Below are 20,429 nucleotides of genomic sequence, written 5' to 3'. Positions count from 1 at the left end.
GGCGCGGGCGGCCCGGGTGGGGGGGGGGGCGCTCGGGGCACGGGGGGCCGCCTGCCGGGCGCCCCCCGCGGGGCCGCTCCGGTCGGGGGGTCGCGGGGGGGCGCCGAAAACCCCGGGCGCCCGCCCGCACCTCCGCGCCAGGGCCTCACGTCCGGATCACGCCGGGCTCGCGGAGGTCCGGCCCGATCCGGACCGAGGCGCTAGCGGATCGGCATGCCCGACAGCGTGCGCGCGATCACCAGCCGCTGGATCTCGCTCGTGCCCTCGAAGATGGTGTAGATCGCCGCGTCCCGGTGCATCCGCTCCACCGGGTACTCGCGGGTGAACCCGTTGCCGCCGAGGATCTGGATCGCCTGCGCGGTGACCTTCTTCGCCGTCTCGCTCGCGTACAGCTTGGACATGGAGCCCTCGGCGGACTCGAACGGCTTCCCGGCGGTCGCCATCCAGGAGGCGCGCCACACCAGCAGCCGGGCCGCGTCGATCTGCGTCCGCATGTCGGCGAGCTGGAAGGCGACACCCTGGTTGTCGATGATCGGCCGGCCGAACTGGGTGCGCGTCTTCGCGTAGTCGAGCGCGACCTCGTACGCGGCGCGTGCGGTGCCGACCGCCATCGCGCCGACCGCGGGCCGGGACGCCTCGAACGTGGCCATCGCCGCGTTCTTGACCCGCTCGCCGCCGGGCCGGGCGGCGCGCTCACGGGCCCGCGCCATCCGCTGGTCCAGCTTCTCCTTGCCGCCGAGCAGGCAGTGCCCCGGGATCCGCACGTCCTCCAGGACGACCTCCGCCGTGTGCGAGGCCCGGATGCCGTGCTTCTTGAACTTCTGGCCCTGCGAGAGCCCGGGGGTGTCGGGCGGCACGATGAAGGAGGCATGCCCCTTGGAGCCGAGCTCCGGGTCGACCACGGCGACGACGACATGGACGTTGGCGATGCCGCCGTTGGTCGCCCAGGTCTTGGTGCCGTTGAGCACCCACTCGTCCTTGGCCTGGTCGTACACCGCGCGGGTCCGCATCGACGCGACGTCCGAGCCCGCGTCCGGCTCCGAGGAGCAGAAGGCGGCGACCTTCACATCGTTCGCGTCGCCGTACATCTGCGGGATCCAGGTGCCGATCTGCTCCTCGGTGCCGTTGGCGAGGACGCCGACGGCGGCCAGGCCGGTACCCACGATGGAGAGGGCGATGCCCGCGTCGCCCCAGAACAGCTCCTCCATCGCCATCGGGATGCCGAGCCCCGTCGGGTCGAAGAACTGCTGGGCGTAGAAGTCGAGGGAGTAGATGCCGATCTTGGCCGCCTCCTGGATGACCGGCCAGGGGGTCTCCTCACGCTCGTCCCACTCCGAAGCGGCCGGACGGATCACATCCGCGGCGAAGCCGTGAAGCCAGTCACGGACCTGCTTCTGGTCGTCATTGAGATCGAGCGTGAACTCGGCCATGTTCCCCTCCATGCACTGCCGTGAAAAACCGTCGTTACTTGCGGTAACGGCAGTCTGTTACTGACAAGTAGCCTCTGTCAACCAGTCAGGCTCCGATCGGCACCACCGCTGGGCAGGGTGTTACGTTGCGCAGGCGTAACGGAATTGCATGGCCAACTGCACGGCCAGGGGTGGGAGAGGCGACATGGAGACCACACGACAGGCCGAGCGACAGCGGACCGCGTCCGAGCAGCGCCGCCGGGAGCTCCTCGAGGCCGCCGACCGCGTGGTGCTCAGGGACGGCCCCAAGGCCTCCATGAACGCCATCGCCGCGGAGGCCGGAATCACCAAGCCCATTCTCTACCGGCACTTCGGTGACAAGGGCGGTCTCTACCGCGCGCTCGCCCAGCGCCACACCGACGCCCTGCTGAGCGCGTTGCGAGCCGCCCTCGACGCCCCCGCCGAGCGCCGTCGGCGGGTCGAGGCGACACTCGACACCTATCTGGCGGCGATCGAGGCGCGCCCGCAGGTCTACCGCTTCCTGATGCACCCGTCCGACGACGCGGCGCCCTCGCCCGAGCAGGGCTTCGACGTCGGGCGGCACTCGGCCCCGCTGCTGCGCCGCCTCGGCGAGGAGCTCGCGACGGTGATCGCCGAGCGGGTGGACCTGGGCCCGGACAGTGCGGAGATGGCCCGCATCTGGGGCCATGGCATCGTCGGAATGATGCATGCGGCGGGCGACTGGTGGCTGGGGGAACGTCCCTGTTCACGCGCCCAGTTGGTGCGCAGCCTCGCCGACCTGCTGTGGGGCAGGCTGGCCGGCGCCGGCGACCGGCCGGGCGGCCCCGGCTTCTGACGGTGCGCGGGCGCTCAGCCGGTGCGGCCCCACGGTGCCCGGCGGGCCGCACGCAGCGCCCTCGCCCGGCGGAGCCCGGTCAGCCGGTCGGTGTAGACGGTGCCTTCGAGGTGGTCGCACTCGTGCTGCAGACAGCGCGCGAACCAGCCGGTGCCGTCGATCCGCACCGGCTTCCGGTCGGCCGTCAGTCCCTCCACCACGGCATGGTCGTAGCGCGGCGTGCCCGCTTCCAGACTGGGAAGCGAGAGACACCCCTCCGGTCCGCGTACGGTGACGCCGTCCGCCTCGACGAGTCTCGGATTGACGACGTGCCCGAGGTGACGGACCTCGTCGTCGTCCGGACAGTCGTAGACGAACACCCGCAGCGGCACACCGATCTGGTTGGCGGCGAGTCCGACACCGTTCGCCGCGTACATCGTGGCGAACATGTCCTCGACCAACCGGGCGAGCGAGGGCCCGAAGTCGGTGACGTCCTCGCAGGCGGCGTGGAGCACCGGGTCACCGAGCAGACTCATGGCACGGACGAGCCCGGAACTGCCGGGGATCGGGCGGTTTCGCATGGCGGCAATCGTACGTTCCACGTGACCTCCACCTTCCTGGTGGTGCCGCGGTGCGGTCGCCGCGCCGGACATCGATAGGCTGGGCGCGGACCGATGCAAGGAGGATCTAGGACGATGGCAGGCAACACGGAGCCGTTGTCGCCGCGGGCCAAGCTGGCGGTGACGGCGGGCAAGGCCGCGGCGGCGGTGTCGCGCGCTGCGGGGCGCGGCAGCGGATCGGTGATCGGCGGCCGGGTGGCGCTCAAGCTCGACCCCGACCTGCTGGGGCGGCTGGCGCAGCACCTGGACGTGATCCTCGTGTCGGCGACGAACGGCAAGACCACGACGACCCGGCTGATCGCCGAGGCACTGCGAGCCGCGGGCCCGGTCGTGTCGAACGCGCTCGGCGCCAACATGCCCGCGGGCATCACCTCGGCGCTGGCCGGCGGCTCGGACGCGCGGTACGGCGTGATCGAGGTCGACGAGAAGTACCTCGCGGGCGTCGCGCGGGACACGACGCCCAAGGTGATCGCGCTGCTCAACCTCTCGCGCGACCAGCTGGACCGCGCCGCGGAGACCCGGATGCTGGCAGAGAAGTGGCGTGAGGGGCTGTCCGGCTCGAAGGCCGTGGTCGTCGCCAACGCCGACGACCCGCTGATCGTCTGGGCTGCGTCCTCCTCCCCCAACGTGGTGTGGGTGGCGGCCGGCCAGGCGTGGAAGGACGACGCCTGGTCCTGTCCGTCCTGCGGCGGTGTGATGCAGCGACCCGGCGACGACTGGTTCTGCGGCGAGTGCGGATTCCGCCGTCCGGCGCCGAGCTGGGTTCTGCACGGCGACTACGTGCTGGACCCGCACGGTTCGGCCTGGCCGATCCACCTGCAGCTGCCCGGCCGCGCGAACAAGGCGAACGCCGCGACCTCGGCCGCCGTCGCCGCCGTCTTCGGCGTGCCGCCGCAGGTCGCCCTGGAGCGCATGTACCAGGTGCAGGCCGTCGCGGGCCGGTACGACGTGGTGACCTTCCTCGGTCGAGAGCTGCGGCTCCTGCTGGCCAAGAACCCGGCGGGCTGGCTCGAGACGTTCTCGCTGATCGACCCGCCGCCTACGCCGGTGATCCTGTCCGTCAACGCCCGTGGCGCGGACGGCACCGACACCTCCTGGCTGTGGGACGTCGACTACACCCAGCTCGCCGGCCACCCGATCTTCGTGCTCGGCGACCGGAAGCTGGACCTCGCGGTCCGCCTCGAAGTGGCCGGGCTCGACTTCCGGGTCTGCGAGAACCTGGACGAGGCCGTGCAGCAGGCCCCGCCCGGACGCATCGAGGTCATCGCCAACTACACCGCCTTCCAGGATCTGCGCCGTCGTGTCGGCAACTGACCCCGGCCCCGGCCACCTCCGGAGAGGACGAAGCATGAGCAACAACGGTCTGCGTCTGGTCTGGGTCTACCCCGACCTGCTGAGCACCTACGGCGACCAGGGCAACGCCCTGGTGGTGGAGCGGCGCGCGCGGCAGCGCGGTCTCGATGTGCAGCGCGTCGACGTGCGCAGCGACCAGCCCATCCCGACGTCCGGCGACATCTACCTGATCGGCGGCGGCGAGGACCGGCCGCAGCGGCTCGCCGCCGAGCGGCTGCGCCGTGACGGCGGCCTCAGCCGGGCCGCGTCCAACGGCGCGATCATCTTCTCGGTCTGCGCCGGCTACCAGATCCTCGGCCATGAGTTCATCAACGACCTCGGCGAGCGCGAGCCCGGTCTCGGCCTGCTCGACGTGGTCTCCACGCGCGGCGAGGGTGCCCGCTGCGTGGGTGACGTACTGGCGGACATCGATCCGCACCTCGGCCTGCCGCCGCTGACCGGATTCGAGAACCACCAGGGCGTCACGCATCTGGGTCCGACGGCACGCCCGTTCGCCCGGGTGCAGCTCGGCCGGGGCAACGGCACGGGTGACGGAACCGAGGGCGCGTACAACGACACGGTCTTCGGTACGTACATGCACGGGCCCGTGATGGCCCGTAACCCGCAGATCGCGGACCTGCTCCTGAAACTGGCTCTCGACGTCAACGCCCTGCCGCCGACGGACGATCGCTGGTACGAAGCACTGCGCGCGGAGCGCATCGCCTCGGCGACCCAGCCTGCATGACCCGCATGACGCACATTTCGCTCAACTGAGCGGAGTCCATCAGGCGGACGCCTGGTTCGGTCCCGCCACCCTGCGCCGGTAGGGTGGCGGGGATCCAACCGGACGACGTGGTCCGGTCGTCGGCCCACGTTGCAAAGGTTTCCCGGGCAATGCGTATTGGTGTGCTCACCTCCGGCGGCGACTGCCCCGGCCTCAATGCCGTCATCCGTTCCGTCGTGCACCGCGCGGTGGTCGACCACGGCGACGAGGTCATCGGCTTCCACGACGGGTGGAAGGGCCTCCTGGAGTGCGACTACCGCAAGCTCGACCTCGACGCGGTCGGCGGCATTCTCGCCCGCGGCGGCACGATCCTCGGCTCCTCACGCGTCCAGCCCGCACACCTGCGCGGCGGCGTGGAGCAGGCCAGGGGCCATGTCGCCGATCTCGGTCTCGACGCCATCATCCCGATCGGCGGCGAGGGCACCCTGAAGGCGGCCCATCTGCTCTCCGAGGCGGGCCTTCCGATCGTCGGCGTGCCGAAGACCATCGACAACGACATCGCGTCGACCGACGTGACCTTCGGCTTCGACACGGCGGTCGGCGTCGCCACCGATGCCCTCGACCGGCTGAAGACCACCGCTGAGTCGCACCAGCGGGTCCTGATCGTCGAGGTCATGGGACGTCACACCGGGTGGATCGCCCTGCACTCGGGCATGGCGGCGGGCGCGCACGCCATCGTCGTGCCGGAGCGTCCGTTCGACATGGACGAGCTGACCGAGCTGGTCGGCAAGCGTTTCTCGGCAGGCAAGAAGTTCGCGATCGTCGTGGTCGCCGAGGGCGCCAAGCCGCGCGTCGGCTCCATGGAGTTCGAGCAGGGCACCAAGGACGTCTACGGTCACGAGCGGTTCGCCGGGGTGGCCACTCAGCTCTCCATCGAGCTGGAGCAGCGCCTGGGCAAGGAGGCACGCCCGGTGATACTCGGTCATGTCCAGCGCGGCGGCACGCCCACCGCGTACGACCGGGTCCTCGCGACCCGGTTCGGCTGGCACGCGGTCGAGGCGGCGCACCGCGGCGAGTTCGGCATGATGACGGCGCTGCGTGGTACGGAGATCACCATGGTGCCGCTGGCCCAGGCGGTGGAGACCCTCAAAACGGTCCCGGCCGAGCGGTACGCCGAGGCCGAGTGCGTGCTCTGAGCAACACCCGCACCTGAGAACCGCCCCCGGCCGCAGCTGCGGGCCGGGGGGGGTGAACACATGTGGGGGCCACCCGCCCCAAACGGGGACGTCCCCATCGGGAGTGAACAGATGGATCACAGCGGGCACGGCATGAACATGGATCTGCCGCCGTTCACGCTGGGACGTGGGCTCCAGTTCTCCGCAGACCCTGTCTTCCTGATCGGATGCGTCCTCGCGCTCGGCCTGTACGGGTACGCGGTGCTGCGGCTGCGCAGACGCGGGGACGGCTGGCCGGTCAACCGGATCGTCTTCTTCACCGTCGGCGTGCTGAGCATCGCGCTGGTGATGTGCACGAAGCTCAACGACTACGGCATGGTCATGTTCAGTGCCCACATGGTGCAGCACATGGTGATCAGCATGCTGTCGCCGATCCTGCTGCTCCTGGGAGCCCCCGTGACCCTGGCGCTGCGCGCGCTGCCGGTCGCGGGCCGAGGCCGTACGGGACCGCGTGAGCTGCTGCTCATGCTGCTGCACAGCCGGTACATGAAGATCATCACGCATCCGATGTTCACCATCCCGCTCTTCATCGCCAGCCTGTACGCGCTGTACTTCACTCCGATCTTCGACTTCCTGATGGGATCGCGGACCGGGCATCTCGCGATGATGGTGCACTTCCTCGCCGTCGGCCTGGTCTTCTTCTGGCCGATCATGGGCGTCGACCCCGGACCGCACCGGCCCGGTTATGTGATGCGCATGCTGGAGCTCTTCGCCGGCATGCCGTTCCACGCGTTCTTCGGCATCGCGCTGATGATGGCGACCACGCCGATGGTGGAGACGTACAAGACCCCCCCGGCCTCGCTGGGTGTCGACGCGCTGAGCGACCAGAGCTGGGCGGGCGGCATCGCCTGGGCGTTCAGCGAGATCCCGTCGGTGCTGGTGCTGATCGCGCTGGTCTTCCAGTGGTACCGCTCCGAGCAGCGGACGGCGAAGCGCGCGGACCGCGCCGCCGACCGCGACGGCGACCAGGAGCTGAAGGCGTACAACGCCTACCTCGCCTCGTTGCAGGCGCGCGGACAGTAGCGGTGGAGACGCCTTCCGGGTGACGATGGGGTCCACGGCCGCGCGGCCGTTGAGGAGGGTGCGCGCATGTCCGGATCCACGAAGGCGATGGGGATGCTCACCGTCGGGGCCCTGGTGGCGGTCACCGCCTACACGGTGGCCCTGGGGAGCAACGGCTGGCTCTGGTTCGGCTGGGTGGTGCTCGGGCTGATCACCCTCGGGATGGTCGCCACCCGCGACACCTGATCCGGGAAGCACCCGCCGGGCTGATGCCCCGGACCCTCCGACGGACCGCGGCCGCCACCGGCCGTGCAACCGCCGGGCACGCACTCACGCCCCGCACCGGGCGCCCTCTCCTGCTGGGGCCGCCCGGTGTCCTTCCGCTGCCCGGGCTCGCGGAGACGGCCCCGGCCCCTCCACACCGGCGCCAAGGGCCGCGCGCGGCCCGCGCAGATGCGAACCGGGCGAGGAGTGGTGACCCTGGAGAGGTGGGACGAACTCCTAGGAGGAGCCATGTCCATGATGGACAAGATCAAGCAGATGATGAAGGGCCACGAGAGCCAGGCAGGTAAGGGCATCGACAAGGCCGGGGACACCATCGACAGCAGGACGCAGGGCAAGTACCGCGGACAGGTCGACAGCGGACAGGACAAGCTCAAGGACCAGTTCGGTACGGACCGGGACCAGACCCCGCCTCCCCAGGCCTGACCGAGCCGTCGGCCGTGGGCCGCCGCCGGCGTTCGCAGCAGCGAGGAGGAGCTTCTGGCGGCGAACGCCCTGATCAGGCGGCGGCGCGCCGGCCGTCATTGCGGCGTCATGGGTGCGCGGCTCCCGGATCCCGGTGGCTCTCGGGGCGCACCGCGCGGGCGGCCGCAGACCCGGTGCCCGCGGCGCCGGAAGGCGGAGGGCTCCGTGCAGACGCCCGGTGGCGGTGGCACCCCGGCGCGATGAGGCGACGGCTCCGCCCCGCCGTATGACGCGGGCAGCTCCGTCCGCCGCCGCGGAGGGAGAGTGAGGCCGTGCAGAAGCCCGCCGGGCCTGCCGACGGGAAGGGCTCGGGCCCGGAACCATTGGACCCCGCACTCGCGCGGGTCGTACGGGAGACCGGTGCCTCGGTGGCCATGATCTATCTGATGCCGCCGGGGGAAAGGACGCTGCGGCTGGCGTCGGTCACCGGTGTTTCCCACGAGATCGCCGCGCCGTGGGCGCGGGTTGCGCTGTCGGATCCCATCCCCGTGGCCCACTGCGTGCGCGAGCAGCGCATGATCTGGCTCGGCAGCCAGCAGGAAGTGGCACAGACATACCCGCGCCTCGCGCTCGTGCTGCCGTACGACTTCGTGCTCGCCGCGCTCCCGCTCTCCAGCGAAGCCACGCGATGGGGCGGCGTCGTACTGCTGTGGCCCGGGTCGCATCCACCGGCGCTCACGGCACACGAGCGTGATGCCGTCCACGCGTTCTCCCGGCGGCTGTGCCTGGAACTGGAGGACGCCGTGGACGCCGGCAGTCCGCTGTCCGCCGGAGCACTGCCTCGGGTCCTGGCCCACCCCCGCGGCCGTGTCCCCGGACCGATGGAAGCGCTCGCGGCCGCGGAATTCATCGACCGCCTGCCCGGCGGATGCTGCGCGCTCGACCCGGAGGGCCGGATCGTCTTCGTCAGCCCGGACGCCGCCGAGCTGGTCGGTGCCGACGGCAAAAGCCTGCTGGGCCTCCTGCCGTGGCAGGCGCTCCCGTGGCTGGACGACCCCGTCTTCGAAGACCGCTACCGCGCCGCCGCGGTGAGCCACCGGCCCACCTCGTTCATCGCGCTGCGCCCGCCCGACCACTGGTTGTCCTTCCAGCTCTACCCGGACGCGAGCGGCATCAGCGTGCGCATCACCTCGGCCGGCACCGACCCCGTGCCGGCCACTCCCGCGCCGCGGAGTCCGGCTCCGTCCGCATCGCTCGGCCGGGCCGCCTCGCTCTACCACCTGATGCATCTCGCGGCCACGCTCACCGAGGCCGTCGCCGTGCAGGACGTGGTGACACAGGCCGCCGACCAGCTCGTACCCGCCTTCGGTGCGCAGGCGCTCGCGCTCATGACGGAGGAGGAAGGCCGGCTGCGGATACTCGGTTACCGCGGTTACGACGCCGAGCTCATCGCCCGGTTCGACGGAACACCGATGAGCGCGGGCACCGCTGCCGTGCGCATTCTGGAGACCGGTGTTCCCAGCTTCTTCGCCAGCTTCGAGGAACTGAAGCGGGCCTATCCTTCCGCCACCACCATGGACGGGATGTCCGCCTGGGCCATGCTGCCGCTCATCGCCTCCGGAGACATCATCGGCTCGCTGGTCCTCGCCTACGACCGGCCGCATCCGTTCACCGCGCAGGACCGCACCGTCCTCGTCTCGCTCGCCGGGCTGATCGGCCAGGCCTACGACCGTGCGCGCCTGTACGACGCCACGCACCAGCTGGCCCACAGTCTGCAGGCCGCCCTGCTGCCGCACGCCCTGCCCGGCATCCCCGGCCTGGACGTGGCCGCCCGCTATCTTCCGGCCGCCCGCCACGTGGCCATCGGCGGTGACTTCTACGACCTGATCCGCATCGACGACACGACGGTCGCCGCGACCATCGGCGACGTCCAGGGCCACAACGTCAATGCGGCCGCCCTCATGGGGCAGGTCCGAGCGGCGGTGCACGCCTCGGCGGGCGCACCGCCCGGAGACGTCCTGGCCCGGACCAACCGTCTCCTCACCGACCTCAATCCGGGCCTGTTCGCCAGTTGCCTCTACGCGCACCTGGACCTGGCGAACGAGCGCGCCCAGCTGGCCACCGCCGGTCACCCTCCGCCGGTCCTGAGCTGTCCCGACGGGCGTACCCATGTCCTCGATCTGTCTCCCGGCCTGCTGCTCGGCATCGATCCCTGCGCCGGCTACCCGGACACCGAGATCGAGCTGCCCGTCGGCGCCGTGCTCGCCCTGTACACCGACGGCCTCGTCGAGTCACCCGGCATCGACCTCGACGACGCCACGGCCTGCCTCGCCGAGGTGGTCGGTGCCTCCCGCGGCCTGACCATGGAGGCGCTCGCGGACACGCTGGTCGCCTACGCGAAGCGGTCCGCGGCAGGCAACGACGACATCGCGCTCCTCCTCGTCAACCCGCGGCGCTCCTGCGTCTGAGACGTCCCGTCCGGCGGATGTCCCCGGATGTCCCCGCGACGGGCTTCCGTCCCGTGTCGTGTCACAGGCGGCGGGGCTGTCTCGTCAAAGGTGACAGAGACCGGGTCTGCGGCAGGAAGGTGACGATCATGCGGGTTTTCGTGGCGGGCGGGAGCGGGGTCCTGGGACAGCGGCTGGTACCGCAACTCGTGGCCAGGGGCCACCGGGTGACGGCCACGACGACGAGCGCGGCCAAGCTGTCCCTGCTGGAGCGGCTGGGCGCCGAAGCGGTCGTGATGGACGGGCTGGACGCGGCGTCGGTCGGCGAGGCGGTCGCCGGTGCGCGGCCGGATGTGATCGTGCACCAGATGACCGCGATCTCCATGGCGCACGCCGGCAAGCCTGACATCAAACATCCGGACCGCTGGTTCGCCGTCACCAACAGGCTGCGCACCGAAGGGACGGATCACCTGGCGGCCGCGGCCGAGGCGACCGGCGTGTCCCATGTCGTCGCGCAGGGCTACGCCAGTTGGAACGGCATCCGTGAGGGTGGGTGGGTGAAGACCGAGGAGGACCCGCTGGACCTGATGACGGGGACGGCGGCGCAGGCGGGGATGGAGGCGATGCACCACGTCGAGGACGTGGTCCTCCGGGCGGGCGGCGCCGTCCTGCGGTACGGCGCGTTCTACGGGCCGGGCGCCATCGACGACCAGGTCACGTTGGTGCGCAAGCGGCAGTACCCGCTCGTCGGACGCGCCAACGGCTACAGCTCGTGGGTGCATCTCGACGACGCGGCCGGCGCCACCGTGCTTGCCGTGGAGCAGAAGGCGAAGGGCGTGTTCAACATCGTCGACGACGAACCGGCTCCGGCGAGCGAGTGGCTGCCTCACCTGGCGGCGTGTGCGGGGGCGAGGCGGCCGATGCGGGTGCCCATCTGGCTGGCCCGGTTGCTGGCCGGGGAACAGGCGGTGGTGATGATGACGGAGGGGCGCGGCTTCTCCAACGCCAAGGCCAAGCGGGAGCTCGGCTGGGAGCCCCGCTACCCCTCGTGGCGACAGGGCTTCGAGGCGGAGCTCGCGTGAACCGGACCGAGGAGTTCCAAGAGTTGCGGCCGCTGCTGTTCTCGATCGCCTACCGGCTCCTGAGCAGCGTGAGCGAGGCCGAGGACGCGGTCCAGGAGACCTGGCTGCGCTGGAACGCCTCCCCGGGGCGCCCCGCCTCGGCCAAGGCCTTCCTCTCCGCCGTGGTCACCCGGATCTCGATCGACGTGCTGCGTTCGGCCCGTGTCCGGCGGGAGGAGTACGTCGGACCGTGGTTTCCCGAGCCGCTGCTGGCCGACCCCTACCAGGACCCGGAGCGGTCGGCGGAGCTGGCCGACTCGTTGTCGATGGCGGCCCTGCTGTTGCTGGAGCGGCTCAGCCCGTTGGAGCGGGCGGTCTTCGTGCTGCGGGAGGTGTTCGGGTTCGGCTTCCCCGACGTCGCATCGGCCGTGGGCCGCTCGGAGGCTGCGTGCCGGCAGCTGGTGGTACGGGCGCGCCGCCACATGGACGCGGGCCGGCCGCGGTTCGAGGCCGACCGGCGCGAGCGCGAGGCACTCGCCGGGCGGTTCTTCGACGCGCTGAAGGAAGGGGACGTCGACGGGCTGCGGGAACTGCTCGCAGCCGACGTCCACATGGCCGGTGACGGCGGCGGCAAGACCCCGCAACTGGCCACCCGCATCCTCGGCGCCGAGAACGTGGCCCGGGTGCTCTCCGTGCTCGTCCCGCCGTTCGTCCGGATCGGCGGCGTCGTGGAGCCGCGCGAGGTGAACGGCCAGCCGGGCGCGGTCATCCGCGACCGCGACGGCAAGGTCCTCAACGCCTTGGCGCTCGACATCCTCGACGGGCGGATCCAGACGATCCGCACGGTGATCAACCCGGAGAAGCTCCGGCACATGGGCCCGGTGGCGGACGTCTGGGCGGTCGTGCGCGAGGCGGACCAGGCCGCCCCCTGAGCCGACGGTCGACCGAGCAGCCGGCCGGGCTCCAGGACCTGTGGGGCCGGGCCGGGCACGGCCACCACCCGCACCCCCGGCAACGGCCCGGGCTACCATCGGTCAGCTCAGCAGACCGGGAGCGCCGGGCCACGGGACATGGACCTGACGGGCCGTCACGCGAGTCGGCGGGGATCCGGCCCGGGCCCGATCGGACCCGGCTTCGGCCGTTCGGACATGCGGACCGGCTGACTGGGCACATTCACGCCATGACCCGCCCGGAACGCGGCCATCGAGCCGACTCGGTAACGCTGGGAGAGACACCGTGTTCTACTACGTGCTCAAATACGTCATTCTGGGCCCACTGCTGCGATTGCTCTTCCGGCCCAGGATCGAGGGCCTGGAGAACATCCCGGCGGACGGCGCGGCCATCGTCGCAGGCAACCATCTGTCGTTCTCCGACCATTTCCTGATGCCCGCGATCATCAAACGGCGCATCACCTTCCTCGCCAAGGCGGAGTACTTCACCGGCCCCGGTGTGAAGGGGCGGCTGACCGCGGCGTTCTTCCGCAGCGCCGGGCAGATCCCGGTCGACCGGTCCGGCATCGACGCCGGGCGGGCCGCGATCCGCGAAGGGCTCGGCGTGCTGAGCGGGGGTGAGCTGCTCGGGATCTACCCGGAGGGCACACGCTCGCACGACGGGCGGCTGTACAAGGGCAAGGTCGGTGTCGCGGTGATGGCGATCACGGCGCAGGTGCCGGTGGTGCCGTGCGCGATGGTCGGCACGTTCGAGATCCAGCCGCCCGGCAGGGTGTTCCCGCGCATCAAACAGGTCACCATCCGCTTCGGTGAGCCGCTGGACTTCTCCCGCTACGCCGGGATGGAGGATCGCAAGGCGGCGATCCGTGCGGTCACCGACGAGATCATGTACGCCATCCTCGGGCTCTCCGGTCAGGAGTACGTCGACGAGTACGCGGCCAAGGTGAAGGCCGAACAGTCCGAGAAGACGCGGAAGTTCCCGAAACTGCGACGCTGACCGCGAATCCGCCGCCGGCGAACTCCCCTGGTCCGGCGCCCCTTGCGCCGCCTAGCGTTCCGCCCATGAGCAATGGACACGCATGGGTTGTCGGGGCGACCGGACAGATCGGGCGGGTGGCCGTCCAGGCGCTGGCCACGGACGGCTGGGAGGTGACCGCGGCCTCACGCGGCGGCGGCCGGGACGAGCGGTGGGCCGACGGGGTGCGGTCGGTCGCCCTCGACCGGAACGAGGCGGGCGCGCTGGCGACGGCGCTCGGCGACGGCTGTGACGTGCTGATCGACATGGTCGCGTACGGCGAGCAGCACGCCCGGCAGCTGACCGGGCTCGCGGACCGGATCGGTTCGGCGGTCGTCATCTCCAGCGGTGCGGTGTACGAGGACGATCGAGGCCGCAGTTTCGACACGCAGGGCGAGCCGGACGGCGCCCCGCTGTACCCGGTGCCGATCCCGGAGACGCAGGCGACGGTGGCGCCCGCCGACGCGACGTACGGGACCCGGAAGATCCGGCTGGAGCAGGACCTGCTGGCGGCGGGCGGCACTCTGCCCGTGACGCTGCTGCGGGCCGGCGCGATCCACGGCCGCCACTGCCGGTCCCCGCGCGAGCTGTACTTCGTGAAGCGGCTGCTGGACGGCCGCAGGCGCCGGGTGCTCGCGTACAACGGCACGAGCCGCTTCCACCCGGTCCATGTGTCCAACGTGGCCGAGCTGATCCGGCTCGCCGCCCGGCAGCCCGGGTCGCGAGTCCTCAACGCGGCCGATCCGCAGGCGCCCACGGTCGCGGAGATCGCATCGGCGATCGACGGTGTGCTCGGCCGGGAGACGGAGACCGTGCTGGTGGCGGGAGCACCTCCCGAGGGCGGGGTGGGCGAGACGCCGTGGAGCAGCGCCCACCCCATCGTGTACGACATGACGGCCGCGGCGAAGGAGCTGGGCTACCGGCCGGTGACGGGGTACGCGGAATCGCTGCCCGAGACCGTCGAGTGGCTCGCCGGGCAGCTGGACGGCCGGGACTGGCGGGATGCCTTCCCGGCGATGCTGCGTGCCTACGGCGAGGGCCTGTTCGACTATGCGGCGGAGGACGCCTGGCTGGAGCGGTACGACCGGGGGACGTCGGCGCGGTAGGCCCGTGCGCACGGGCCCGTACGGGGACGGGCGGCCGGTGATGTTCGGCCGGCCGCCCGTCCCCGTCGTTCAGCCGATCACGGCTTCGGAGTGGCGTGCGGGGCGCACGTCACGTCCTGCCGGTCGGTCTGCCCGGTGAGCAGGTAGGTGTCCACCCGGTCGTTGATGCAGGGGTTGGTCAGGCCCGTGACGCCGTGCGAGCCGGCGTCCTTCTCGGTGATCAGACGCGAGCCCTTGAAACGCTTGTGCAGCTCGACGGCACCCTCGTACGGAGTGGCGGCGTCACGTGTGGACTGCACGATCAGCACCGGCGGCAGACCCTTGCCGGTCCTGACCTCCACCGGGGTCTGCTGCTTGGCCCGCCAGGTCGCACAGGGCAGGTTCATCCAGGCGTTGGCCCAGGTCATGAACGGGTAGTCCTTGTGCAGCCGGGTGTTGTCGCGGTCCCACTTCTGCCAACTGCTGGGCCACTTGGCATCCGCGCATTCGACGGCCGTGTACACGGCATTGCTGTTCTCCGAGGACACGTTCCCCGCGAGGTCCGACATGTCGGGGCCCGCCGCGTCGACGAGCGCCTGGGTGTCGCCCGCCCGGTAGTCGCTCCAGGTCTGGGCGACGAGCACCCAGGTGGAGTCGTAGTACGGCGCGTTCTGGAAGAAGCCGATGAGCTCGGCGGGTCCGACCACTCCACCGATCGGGCTCTTCTTGGCCGAGGCGCGCAGCTTGAGCCACTCCTGCTCGACCTGGGCCGGCGTGGTGCCGATGTGGAAGGCCGCGTCGTTCTTGGCGACCCATGCCTTCCAGTCGTCCCAGCGCTTCTGGAAGGCGATGTCCTGGTTGAGGTTGGCCTCGTACCAGATGTTGTCCTTCGCCGGGTCGACCACACTGTCGACGATCATGCGCCGGACGTGGTCCGGGAACAGCGTGCCGTAGACCGCACCCAGATAGGTGCCGTAGGAGACGCCCAGGTAGTTGAGCTTCTTCTCACCGAGCGCGGCGCGGATGACGTCCAGGTCGCGTGCGGTGTCCGGGGTGGTCATGTGCGGCAGCATCTCGCCGCTGCGCTCGGCGCAGCCGTCCGCGTATTCGGCGGCGAGCTTGCGCTGGGCACGCTTGTCGGCCTCGCTGTCGGGCACCGGGTCGGCCTTCGGGGCCTTCACGAACTCCTGCGGGTCGACGCAGGAGATCGGTGCCGAGTGGCCGACGCCGCGGGGGTCGAAGCCGACGAAGTCGTACGCCTTCGCGGTCTTCGTCCACAGCGGGTTGTTGTTGGTGATCCGGGTGGGGAACCGCAGCCCGGAGCCGCCGGGGCCGCCCGGGTTGTAGATCAGCGCGCCCTGTCGCTCCTGCTTCGTGCCGGTGCTGACGTGCCGGTCGACAGCGAGCTTGATCTGCTTGCCGTCGGGCCGGGCGTAGTCGAGCGGTACGGTCACCCAGCCGCACTGAATCGGAGTGGGCAGGGCCCAGTCGGCCGCGCAGTCCTTCCAGTCGATGCCGGTGCGGGCCGCCCGTGCGGCGGCGATCTGGACGCCGCGTGCCTCCGAACCACGGTGGTGGCGGCCGTCGGCGCTAGCCGTCGGTGCGGCTATCGCGCCCGCTATGAGCGTGCCCGCGATCAGAGTGCCGGCCGAGCCGAGCACTGCTGTGCGTCTCAAGTGGAACCTCCCCCATTGCCTGAAGCGCCGCAGGAAGCAGCGCAGTTCACATTCGGGACCTCCCGGGGATCCTGTCGTCTGTGGGGTTCCTGAGAACAGGCCGCCCGTGCACTTCTTTACCGAATCGATAACCGGACACCCGTGTCCCGCTGAGCGGTGCGCAGGTGCGTCAGCCGCCCAGCACCTCGCTCATCGCACCGTCCAGCACGGCACGAAGCAGGCGCGCGTCGGGGGCCACCGCGGTCACCAGCACCGCAGGACCGACGAGTCCGGTGAGCACGGCGGTCGGTCCCAGCAGCCTCGTCTCGGGGCACTTCTCGTCGAATGAGGGATCCACCAGCAGGAGTTGGCCGACCGCGCGGTGGCCGCCGAGCACGGCACCACCGTCCCAGCCACCGGGCGCCCCCGGGCCGTACGCCGTGTGCTGATCCAGCAGCGGGCGGCCGGCGCGGTGGACGGTGAGGCGGCTCGTGAGCGTTCCGGTGGTCTCGCCGTGGCGACCCAGGATCTGTTCCTCGCGCAGCACCAGCCTTGCTCCTGCGGCGAGTTCGACCTTGGTGGTCATGTGCAGCTCACTACCGCACGCCGAAATGAGCTGTTCGGGGAGCCAGTTGAGCTCCGCCCCCTCCCCCACCGTCAACTCGATGCCGTAGGTGGCCGGCTGGACGGCCGGCCCGGGTCCGGGCAGCGACACGGTCGCTGCCGCGGAGTCCACGGTCAGCCGGGCGCCGTCCTCGACCCGCGCCTCGATGGCCAGCCGGTCCCCGCCCAGCGGCGCGCTCATCGCGCCGACGACGGTGACCCGGGCGTACGGGGCGGTGGCGGCCCTGGTCCGGCGCAGGGCCAGCGGCCCGTCGCTCTCGAGAACGGGGAGAGCCGTGGTGCCGCGGCCGTCGGGGACGGCGGTGATCCGGGCGGTCGCGCGGATACTCATGCGGTCCAGGCGGCGAGCTGCGCCCGTACCCAGTCCGCCACCGGCTTGACACCCTCACCGGAGGTGAGGGAGGTGAACGCGACGGGGAGTTCGCCGCGCTGCTTCGCGGCGTCCACGGCCATCCGGTCCAGATCGGAGCCGACGTACGGGGCGAGGTCGGTCTTGTTGATCACGAGCAGGTCGGAGGTGGAGACGCCGGGTCCGCCCTTGCGCGGGATGTCGTCGCCGCCCGCCACGTCGATGACGAAGATCTGGGCGTCGACCAGTCCCTTGGAGAAGGTGGCGGTGAGGTTGTCACCGCCGGACTCGACAAGGATCAGATCGAGCGGACCGACGGTGTCCTCCAGGTCCTCGACGGCTTCGAGGTTGGCGGAGATGTCGTCGCGGATGGCGGTGTGCGGGCAGGCGCCGGTCTCGACCGCCTGGATGCGTTCGGGCGGCAGCACGGCGTTGCGCAGCAGGAACGCGGCGTCCTCGCGGGTGTAGATGTCGTTGGTGACGACGGCGATGGACAGTTGGTCGCGCAGTGCACGGCAGAGCGCGGCCACGGTCGCCGTCTTCCCGGAGCCGACCGGTCCGCCGAGCCCGATGCGCAGGGCGCGGCGGGTGCCGTCGGGGCGTGCCGCGTCGGCACTGACGGCGGACGGGCCGTCGTGGGAGTGGTCGAGGTGCATGGGTGCGACTCCTGGAGGGTGCGGTGCGGGTGGGTCCTACGAGGCGAACAGGCGGACCTGCCAGGCGGCGTGCGCTTCGGCGGTGATGTCGAGCAGCGGCGCGGAGGCTGCGGGAAGCGCCTCGATGCCATGGTGCACGGCGGCGGCTGCCTGTGCGGCGACCCGGTCGAGTTCGGGTGCTAGGCGGGCGAGGACGGCGGTGGCCTCGAAGGGATTCAGGGAGAGCAGCCGGACCGCCGCGGTGGCCGGTCCGCTGACCGCTTCGTACGCGACGCAGTGCGCCGCGTCCTCGGGTTCGAGGCCCGCCGCGCGTGCGGTGAGGCCGAACACGACGGGCTGGTGGGCGCCGCGCGGCCGGGCCTCGGCGAGCGCGGCCAGTTCGGGACTCGGCCAGGTGGCGCGGGCCGCCCGCATCAGCTGACGGCCGAGCTTGCGCGCGACGGCGCGCAGCGCGGGTGACGGGGTGCGGGCATCGGCGGCCTCGTCGAGTGCGAGCGGGTCGAGGCCGTGGGCCGCCGCCGCGGCAAGTGCGGCGGCGGTGAGTCCGGTGGTGTGCAGGCGGCCCCGGCAGAAGGCGGCCAGGTCCTCGGCGTTACGGATGCGCCCTGCCGCGACGGCCGGTTCGACGCCACCTGAGTGGGCGTGCCCACCGGCGGGGAACCGGCCGTCGGCGAGGACGAGCAGTGCTGCGCGGCTCATCACATGGCCTGTTTCAGAAGAGGAAGTAACGCTGGGCCATGGGGAGTTCGGCGGCGGGAGCAGGTTCGACCGGTTCGCCGTCGATGGTGACGCCGAAGCTGTCCGGATCGACCTGGACCCGCGGCACCGCGTCGTTCTCCCGCATGTCCGCCTTGCTGATCCCCCGGGTGCTGGTGATCGGCACGAACCGTTTGCCGAGTCCGAGGCGTTCCGGCAACCCGTCCTCGATCGCCGCCCCCGCCACGAAGTTGAACGAGTTCGCGGCCGGCGCCCGGCCGACGGCGCCGAACATCGGGCGGGGCAGGATCGGCTGCGGGGTGGGGATGGAGGCGTTGGCGTCACCCATCTGTGCGTAGGCGATCTGACCGCCCTTGATGACGGTCTGCGGTTTGACGCCGAAGAACGCCGGGTCCCACAGCACCAGGTCGGCGAGCTTGCCGGTCTCGACGGAGCCGATCTCCTTGTCGAGGCCCTGGGCGACGGCGGGGTTGATGGTGTATTTGGCGACATAGCGACGCACTCGGTGGTTGTCCGCCCGGCCGTCGCCCGGCAGCGCCCCGCGACGTTTCTTCATCACGTGCGCGGTCTGCCAGGTACGCAGGACGACCTCGCCGATCCGGCCCATGGCCTGGGAGTCCGAGGAGATGATCGAGATCGCTCCCAGGTCGTGCAGGATGTCCTCGGCCGCGATGGTGGACGGCCGGATCCGCGACTCGGCGAACGCCAGGTCCTCCGGCACGGTGGGGTTGAGGTGGTGGCAGACCATCAGCATGTCGAGGTGTTCCTCGATGGTGTTGACGGTGTGCGGCCGGGTCGGGTTGGTGGAGCTGGGCAGGACGTACGGCTCCGAGACCACACTGATGATGTCGGGTGCGTGACCGCCACCGGCTCCCTCCGTGTGGTACGCGTGGATGGTGCGCCCGGCGATGGCGGCCAGGGTGTCCGCGACGAATCCCGCCTCGTTGAGGGTGTCCGTGTGGATGGCGAGCTGCGCGCCGGTCTCCTCGCAGACGCCCAGGCACGCGTCGATGACGGCGGGGGTGGCACCCCAGTCCTCATGGATCTTGAATCCGAGTGCGCCGCCGCGCAGTTGGGAGTGCATGGCCTCGCGGGACATCGTGTTGCCCTTGCCGAGCAGGCCGATGTTGACGGGGTAGGCGTCGAGCGCGGCGAACATCCGGGCGAGGTGCCAGGGGCCCGGAGTGATGGTGGTGGCCTTGGTGCCCTCGGCCGGTCCGGTGCCGCCGCCGACGAGCGTGGTGATACCGGAGGAGAGCGCCTGGTCGATCAGGGTCGGCGAGATGAAGTGGACGTGTGCGTCGATGGCTCCGGCGGTGAGGAACTTGCCGTTGCCCACGATGATTTCGGTCTCCGGGCCGATGACCAGGTCGGGGTGGACCCCGTCCATCGTGTCCGGGTTTCCTGCCTTGCCGATCCCGGTGATGCGGCCGTCGCGGATGCCGATGTCCGCCTTGACGATGCCCCAGTGGTCGATGATCACGGCGCCGGTGACGACCGTGTCCGGGGCGCCTTCGGCCCGCGTGGTGCACGCCTGGCCCATCGACTCCCGGATCACCTTGCCGCCGCCGAACACCGCCTCGTCGCCGGCGAGTCCGGGGCCGCCGGAGCGGTCCTCCTCGATCTCGACGAGCAGATCGGTGTCGGCGAGCCGGATGCGGTCGCCGGTGGTGGGTCCGAACAGGTCGGCGTAGACGGCTCGGTCGAGTTCAGCCATCGAGGGCTCCTCCGGTTTCGCCGCGCAGGCCTGGGACGGCGCGCCGTCCGGCGAGGGGCACGAGTTCGACATCGACGGGGATGCCGGGTTCGAAGCGGACCGCGGTGCCTGCGGCGATGTTCAGCCGCAGACCGTGCGCGGCCGGACGGTCGAACTCCAGGCCGGGGTTGGCTTCGGCGAAGTGGTAGTGGGAGCCGACCTGGACGGGCCGGTCGGCGGCGTTCAGCACGGTCAGACGGGTGACGGCGCGGCCCTCGTTGAGCGGCACGGGCCCGTCCGCATGGAGGATCTCTCCCGGGATCATCGGCA

At 71.1% G+C, this 20,429-nt stretch carries 20 protein-coding genes; 12 read left to right on the top strand and 8 right to left on the bottom strand.

The genetic code is table 11. The annotated features are described in order from the left end of the window. Positions 1-200 precede the first annotated feature (200 nt). A complete protein-coding gene (locus ACFVXE_RS09140) occupies positions 201-1,430 on the bottom strand; it encodes an acyl-CoA dehydrogenase family protein (RefSeq protein ID WP_389670377.1) in 1,230 nt (409 codons plus the stop codon). Between the two features lie 184 nt (positions 1,431-1,614). Between ACFVXE_RS09140 and ACFVXE_RS09135 the strand changes: the two genes are divergently transcribed. After that, complete coding sequence (locus ACFVXE_RS09135; protein WP_389670376.1) at positions 1,615-2,265, top strand: TetR family transcriptional regulator; 651 nt, start codon at positions 1,615-1,617, stop codon at positions 2,263-2,265. A gap of 14 nt (positions 2,266-2,279) precedes the next feature. Here ACFVXE_RS09135 and def read toward each other — a convergent pair whose 3' ends face one another. Next, entirely contained in the window at positions 2,280-2,825 is a 546-nt protein-coding gene (def, locus tag ACFVXE_RS09130) for a peptide deformylase (RefSeq protein WP_389670375.1), read from the bottom strand. A 114-nt stretch (positions 2,826-2,939) separates the two neighbouring features. On the opposite strand from def, the gene ACFVXE_RS09125 reads away from it, so the two are divergent. The 11 genes from ACFVXE_RS09125 (at position 2,940) to ACFVXE_RS09075 (ending at position 14,423) form a co-directional block, all read left to right on the top strand. Continuing rightward, the gene (locus ACFVXE_RS09125; RefSeq protein WP_389670374.1) at positions 2,940-4,178 is read left to right on the top strand and encodes a MurT ligase domain-containing protein; all 1,239 of its coding nucleotides are present in this window, start codon (positions 2,940-2,942) and stop codon (positions 4,176-4,178) included. A gap of 34 nt (positions 4,179-4,212) precedes the next feature. Beyond that, entirely contained in the window at positions 4,213-4,941 is a 729-nt protein-coding gene (locus ACFVXE_RS09120; protein ID WP_389670373.1) for a type 1 glutamine amidotransferase, read from the top strand. A 149-nt stretch (positions 4,942-5,090) separates the two neighbouring features. After that, complete coding sequence (locus tag ACFVXE_RS09115) at positions 5,091-6,116, top strand: 6-phosphofructokinase (protein WP_389670372.1); 1,026 nt, start codon at positions 5,091-5,093, stop codon at positions 6,114-6,116. Positions 6,117-6,227: 111 nt separating this feature from the next. Continuing rightward, positions 6,228-7,178, top strand: coding sequence for a cytochrome c oxidase assembly protein (locus ACFVXE_RS09110; protein WP_389670371.1), 951 nt, complete (start codon positions 6,228-6,230; stop codon positions 7,176-7,178). 66 nt (positions 7,179-7,244) lie between these two features. Then, complete coding sequence (locus ACFVXE_RS09105) at positions 7,245-7,403, top strand: hypothetical protein (RefSeq protein ID WP_389670370.1); 159 nt, start codon at positions 7,245-7,247, stop codon at positions 7,401-7,403. Positions 7,404-7,670: 267 nt separating this feature from the next. After that, positions 7,671-7,865, top strand: coding sequence for an antitoxin (locus ACFVXE_RS09100; protein WP_389670369.1), 195 nt, complete (start codon positions 7,671-7,673; stop codon positions 7,863-7,865). A 311-nt stretch (positions 7,866-8,176) separates the two neighbouring features. Then, positions 8,177-10,312: a SpoIIE family protein phosphatase gene (locus ACFVXE_RS09095; protein ID WP_389670368.1), complete on the top strand. Its 2,136-nt coding sequence runs from the start codon at positions 8,177-8,179 to the stop codon at positions 10,310-10,312. A gap of 128 nt (positions 10,313-10,440) precedes the next feature. After that, positions 10,441-11,373 (top strand): NAD-dependent epimerase/dehydratase family protein, encoded by a 933-nt coding sequence (locus ACFVXE_RS09090; RefSeq protein WP_389670367.1) that lies wholly within the window; start codon positions 10,441-10,443, stop codon positions 11,371-11,373. Continuing rightward, complete coding sequence (locus ACFVXE_RS09085) at positions 11,370-12,284, top strand: RNA polymerase sigma-70 factor (protein WP_389670366.1); 915 nt, start codon at positions 11,370-11,372, stop codon at positions 12,282-12,284. Before ACFVXE_RS09090 ends, ACFVXE_RS09085 begins: the two co-directional genes overlap by 4 nt. Positions 12,285-12,588: 304 nt before the next feature. Then, a complete protein-coding gene (locus ACFVXE_RS09080; protein WP_389670365.1) occupies positions 12,589-13,299 on the top strand; it encodes a lysophospholipid acyltransferase family protein in 711 nt (236 codons plus the stop codon). A gap of 65 nt (positions 13,300-13,364) precedes the next feature. Then, positions 13,365-14,423 carry an NAD-dependent epimerase/dehydratase family protein gene (locus ACFVXE_RS09075; RefSeq protein ID WP_389670364.1) on the top strand — a complete coding sequence of 353 codons (1,059 nt, stop codon included), beginning with the start codon at positions 13,365-13,367 and terminating at the stop codon, positions 14,421-14,423. Positions 14,424-14,500: 77 nt separating this feature from the next. Here the strand turns inward: ACFVXE_RS09075 and ACFVXE_RS09070 are convergent, their stop codons facing one another. From ACFVXE_RS09070 to ACFVXE_RS09045, 6 genes are all read right to left on the bottom strand, one after another. Then, a complete protein-coding gene (locus ACFVXE_RS09070; RefSeq protein ID WP_389670363.1) occupies positions 14,501-16,078 on the bottom strand; it encodes an alpha/beta hydrolase in 1,578 nt (525 codons plus the stop codon). A 169-nt stretch (positions 16,079-16,247) separates the two neighbouring features. Further along, positions 16,248-17,012 (bottom strand): urease accessory protein UreD, encoded by a 765-nt coding sequence (locus tag ACFVXE_RS09065; protein ID WP_389670362.1) that lies wholly within the window; start codon positions 17,010-17,012, stop codon positions 16,248-16,250. Further along, the gene (gene ureG, locus ACFVXE_RS09060; protein WP_389670361.1) at positions 17,009-17,686 is read right to left on the bottom strand and encodes an urease accessory protein UreG; all 678 of its coding nucleotides are present in this window, start codon (positions 17,684-17,686) and stop codon (positions 17,009-17,011) included. The genes ACFVXE_RS09065 and ureG overlap by 4 nt, the downstream gene beginning before the upstream one ends. A gap of 36 nt (positions 17,687-17,722) precedes the next feature. Next, the gene (locus ACFVXE_RS09055; protein ID WP_389670360.1) at positions 17,723-18,385 is read right to left on the bottom strand and encodes an urease accessory protein UreF; all 663 of its coding nucleotides are present in this window, start codon (positions 18,383-18,385) and stop codon (positions 17,723-17,725) included. A gap of 13 nt (positions 18,386-18,398) precedes the next feature. Next, a complete protein-coding gene (locus tag ACFVXE_RS09050; RefSeq protein ID WP_389670359.1) occupies positions 18,399-20,120 on the bottom strand; it encodes an urease subunit alpha in 1,722 nt (573 codons plus the stop codon). Then, on the bottom strand, positions 20,113-20,424 hold the full coding sequence (locus ACFVXE_RS09045) for an urease subunit beta (protein WP_389670358.1): 312 nt from the start codon (positions 20,422-20,424) through the stop codon (positions 20,113-20,115). Before ACFVXE_RS09045 ends, ACFVXE_RS09050 begins: the two co-directional genes overlap by 8 nt. Positions 20,425-20,429: the final 5 nt, after the last annotated feature.

Origin of the sequence: Streptomyces sp. NPDC058231, assembly GCF_042882275.1 — a bacterium.
Taxonomy (GTDB): domain Bacteria; phylum Actinomycetota; class Actinomycetes; order Streptomycetales; family Streptomycetaceae; genus Streptomyces.
The sequence above is the reverse complement of the archived record's forward strand: the minus strand, read 5'-3'. Positions and strand labels throughout refer to the sequence as shown.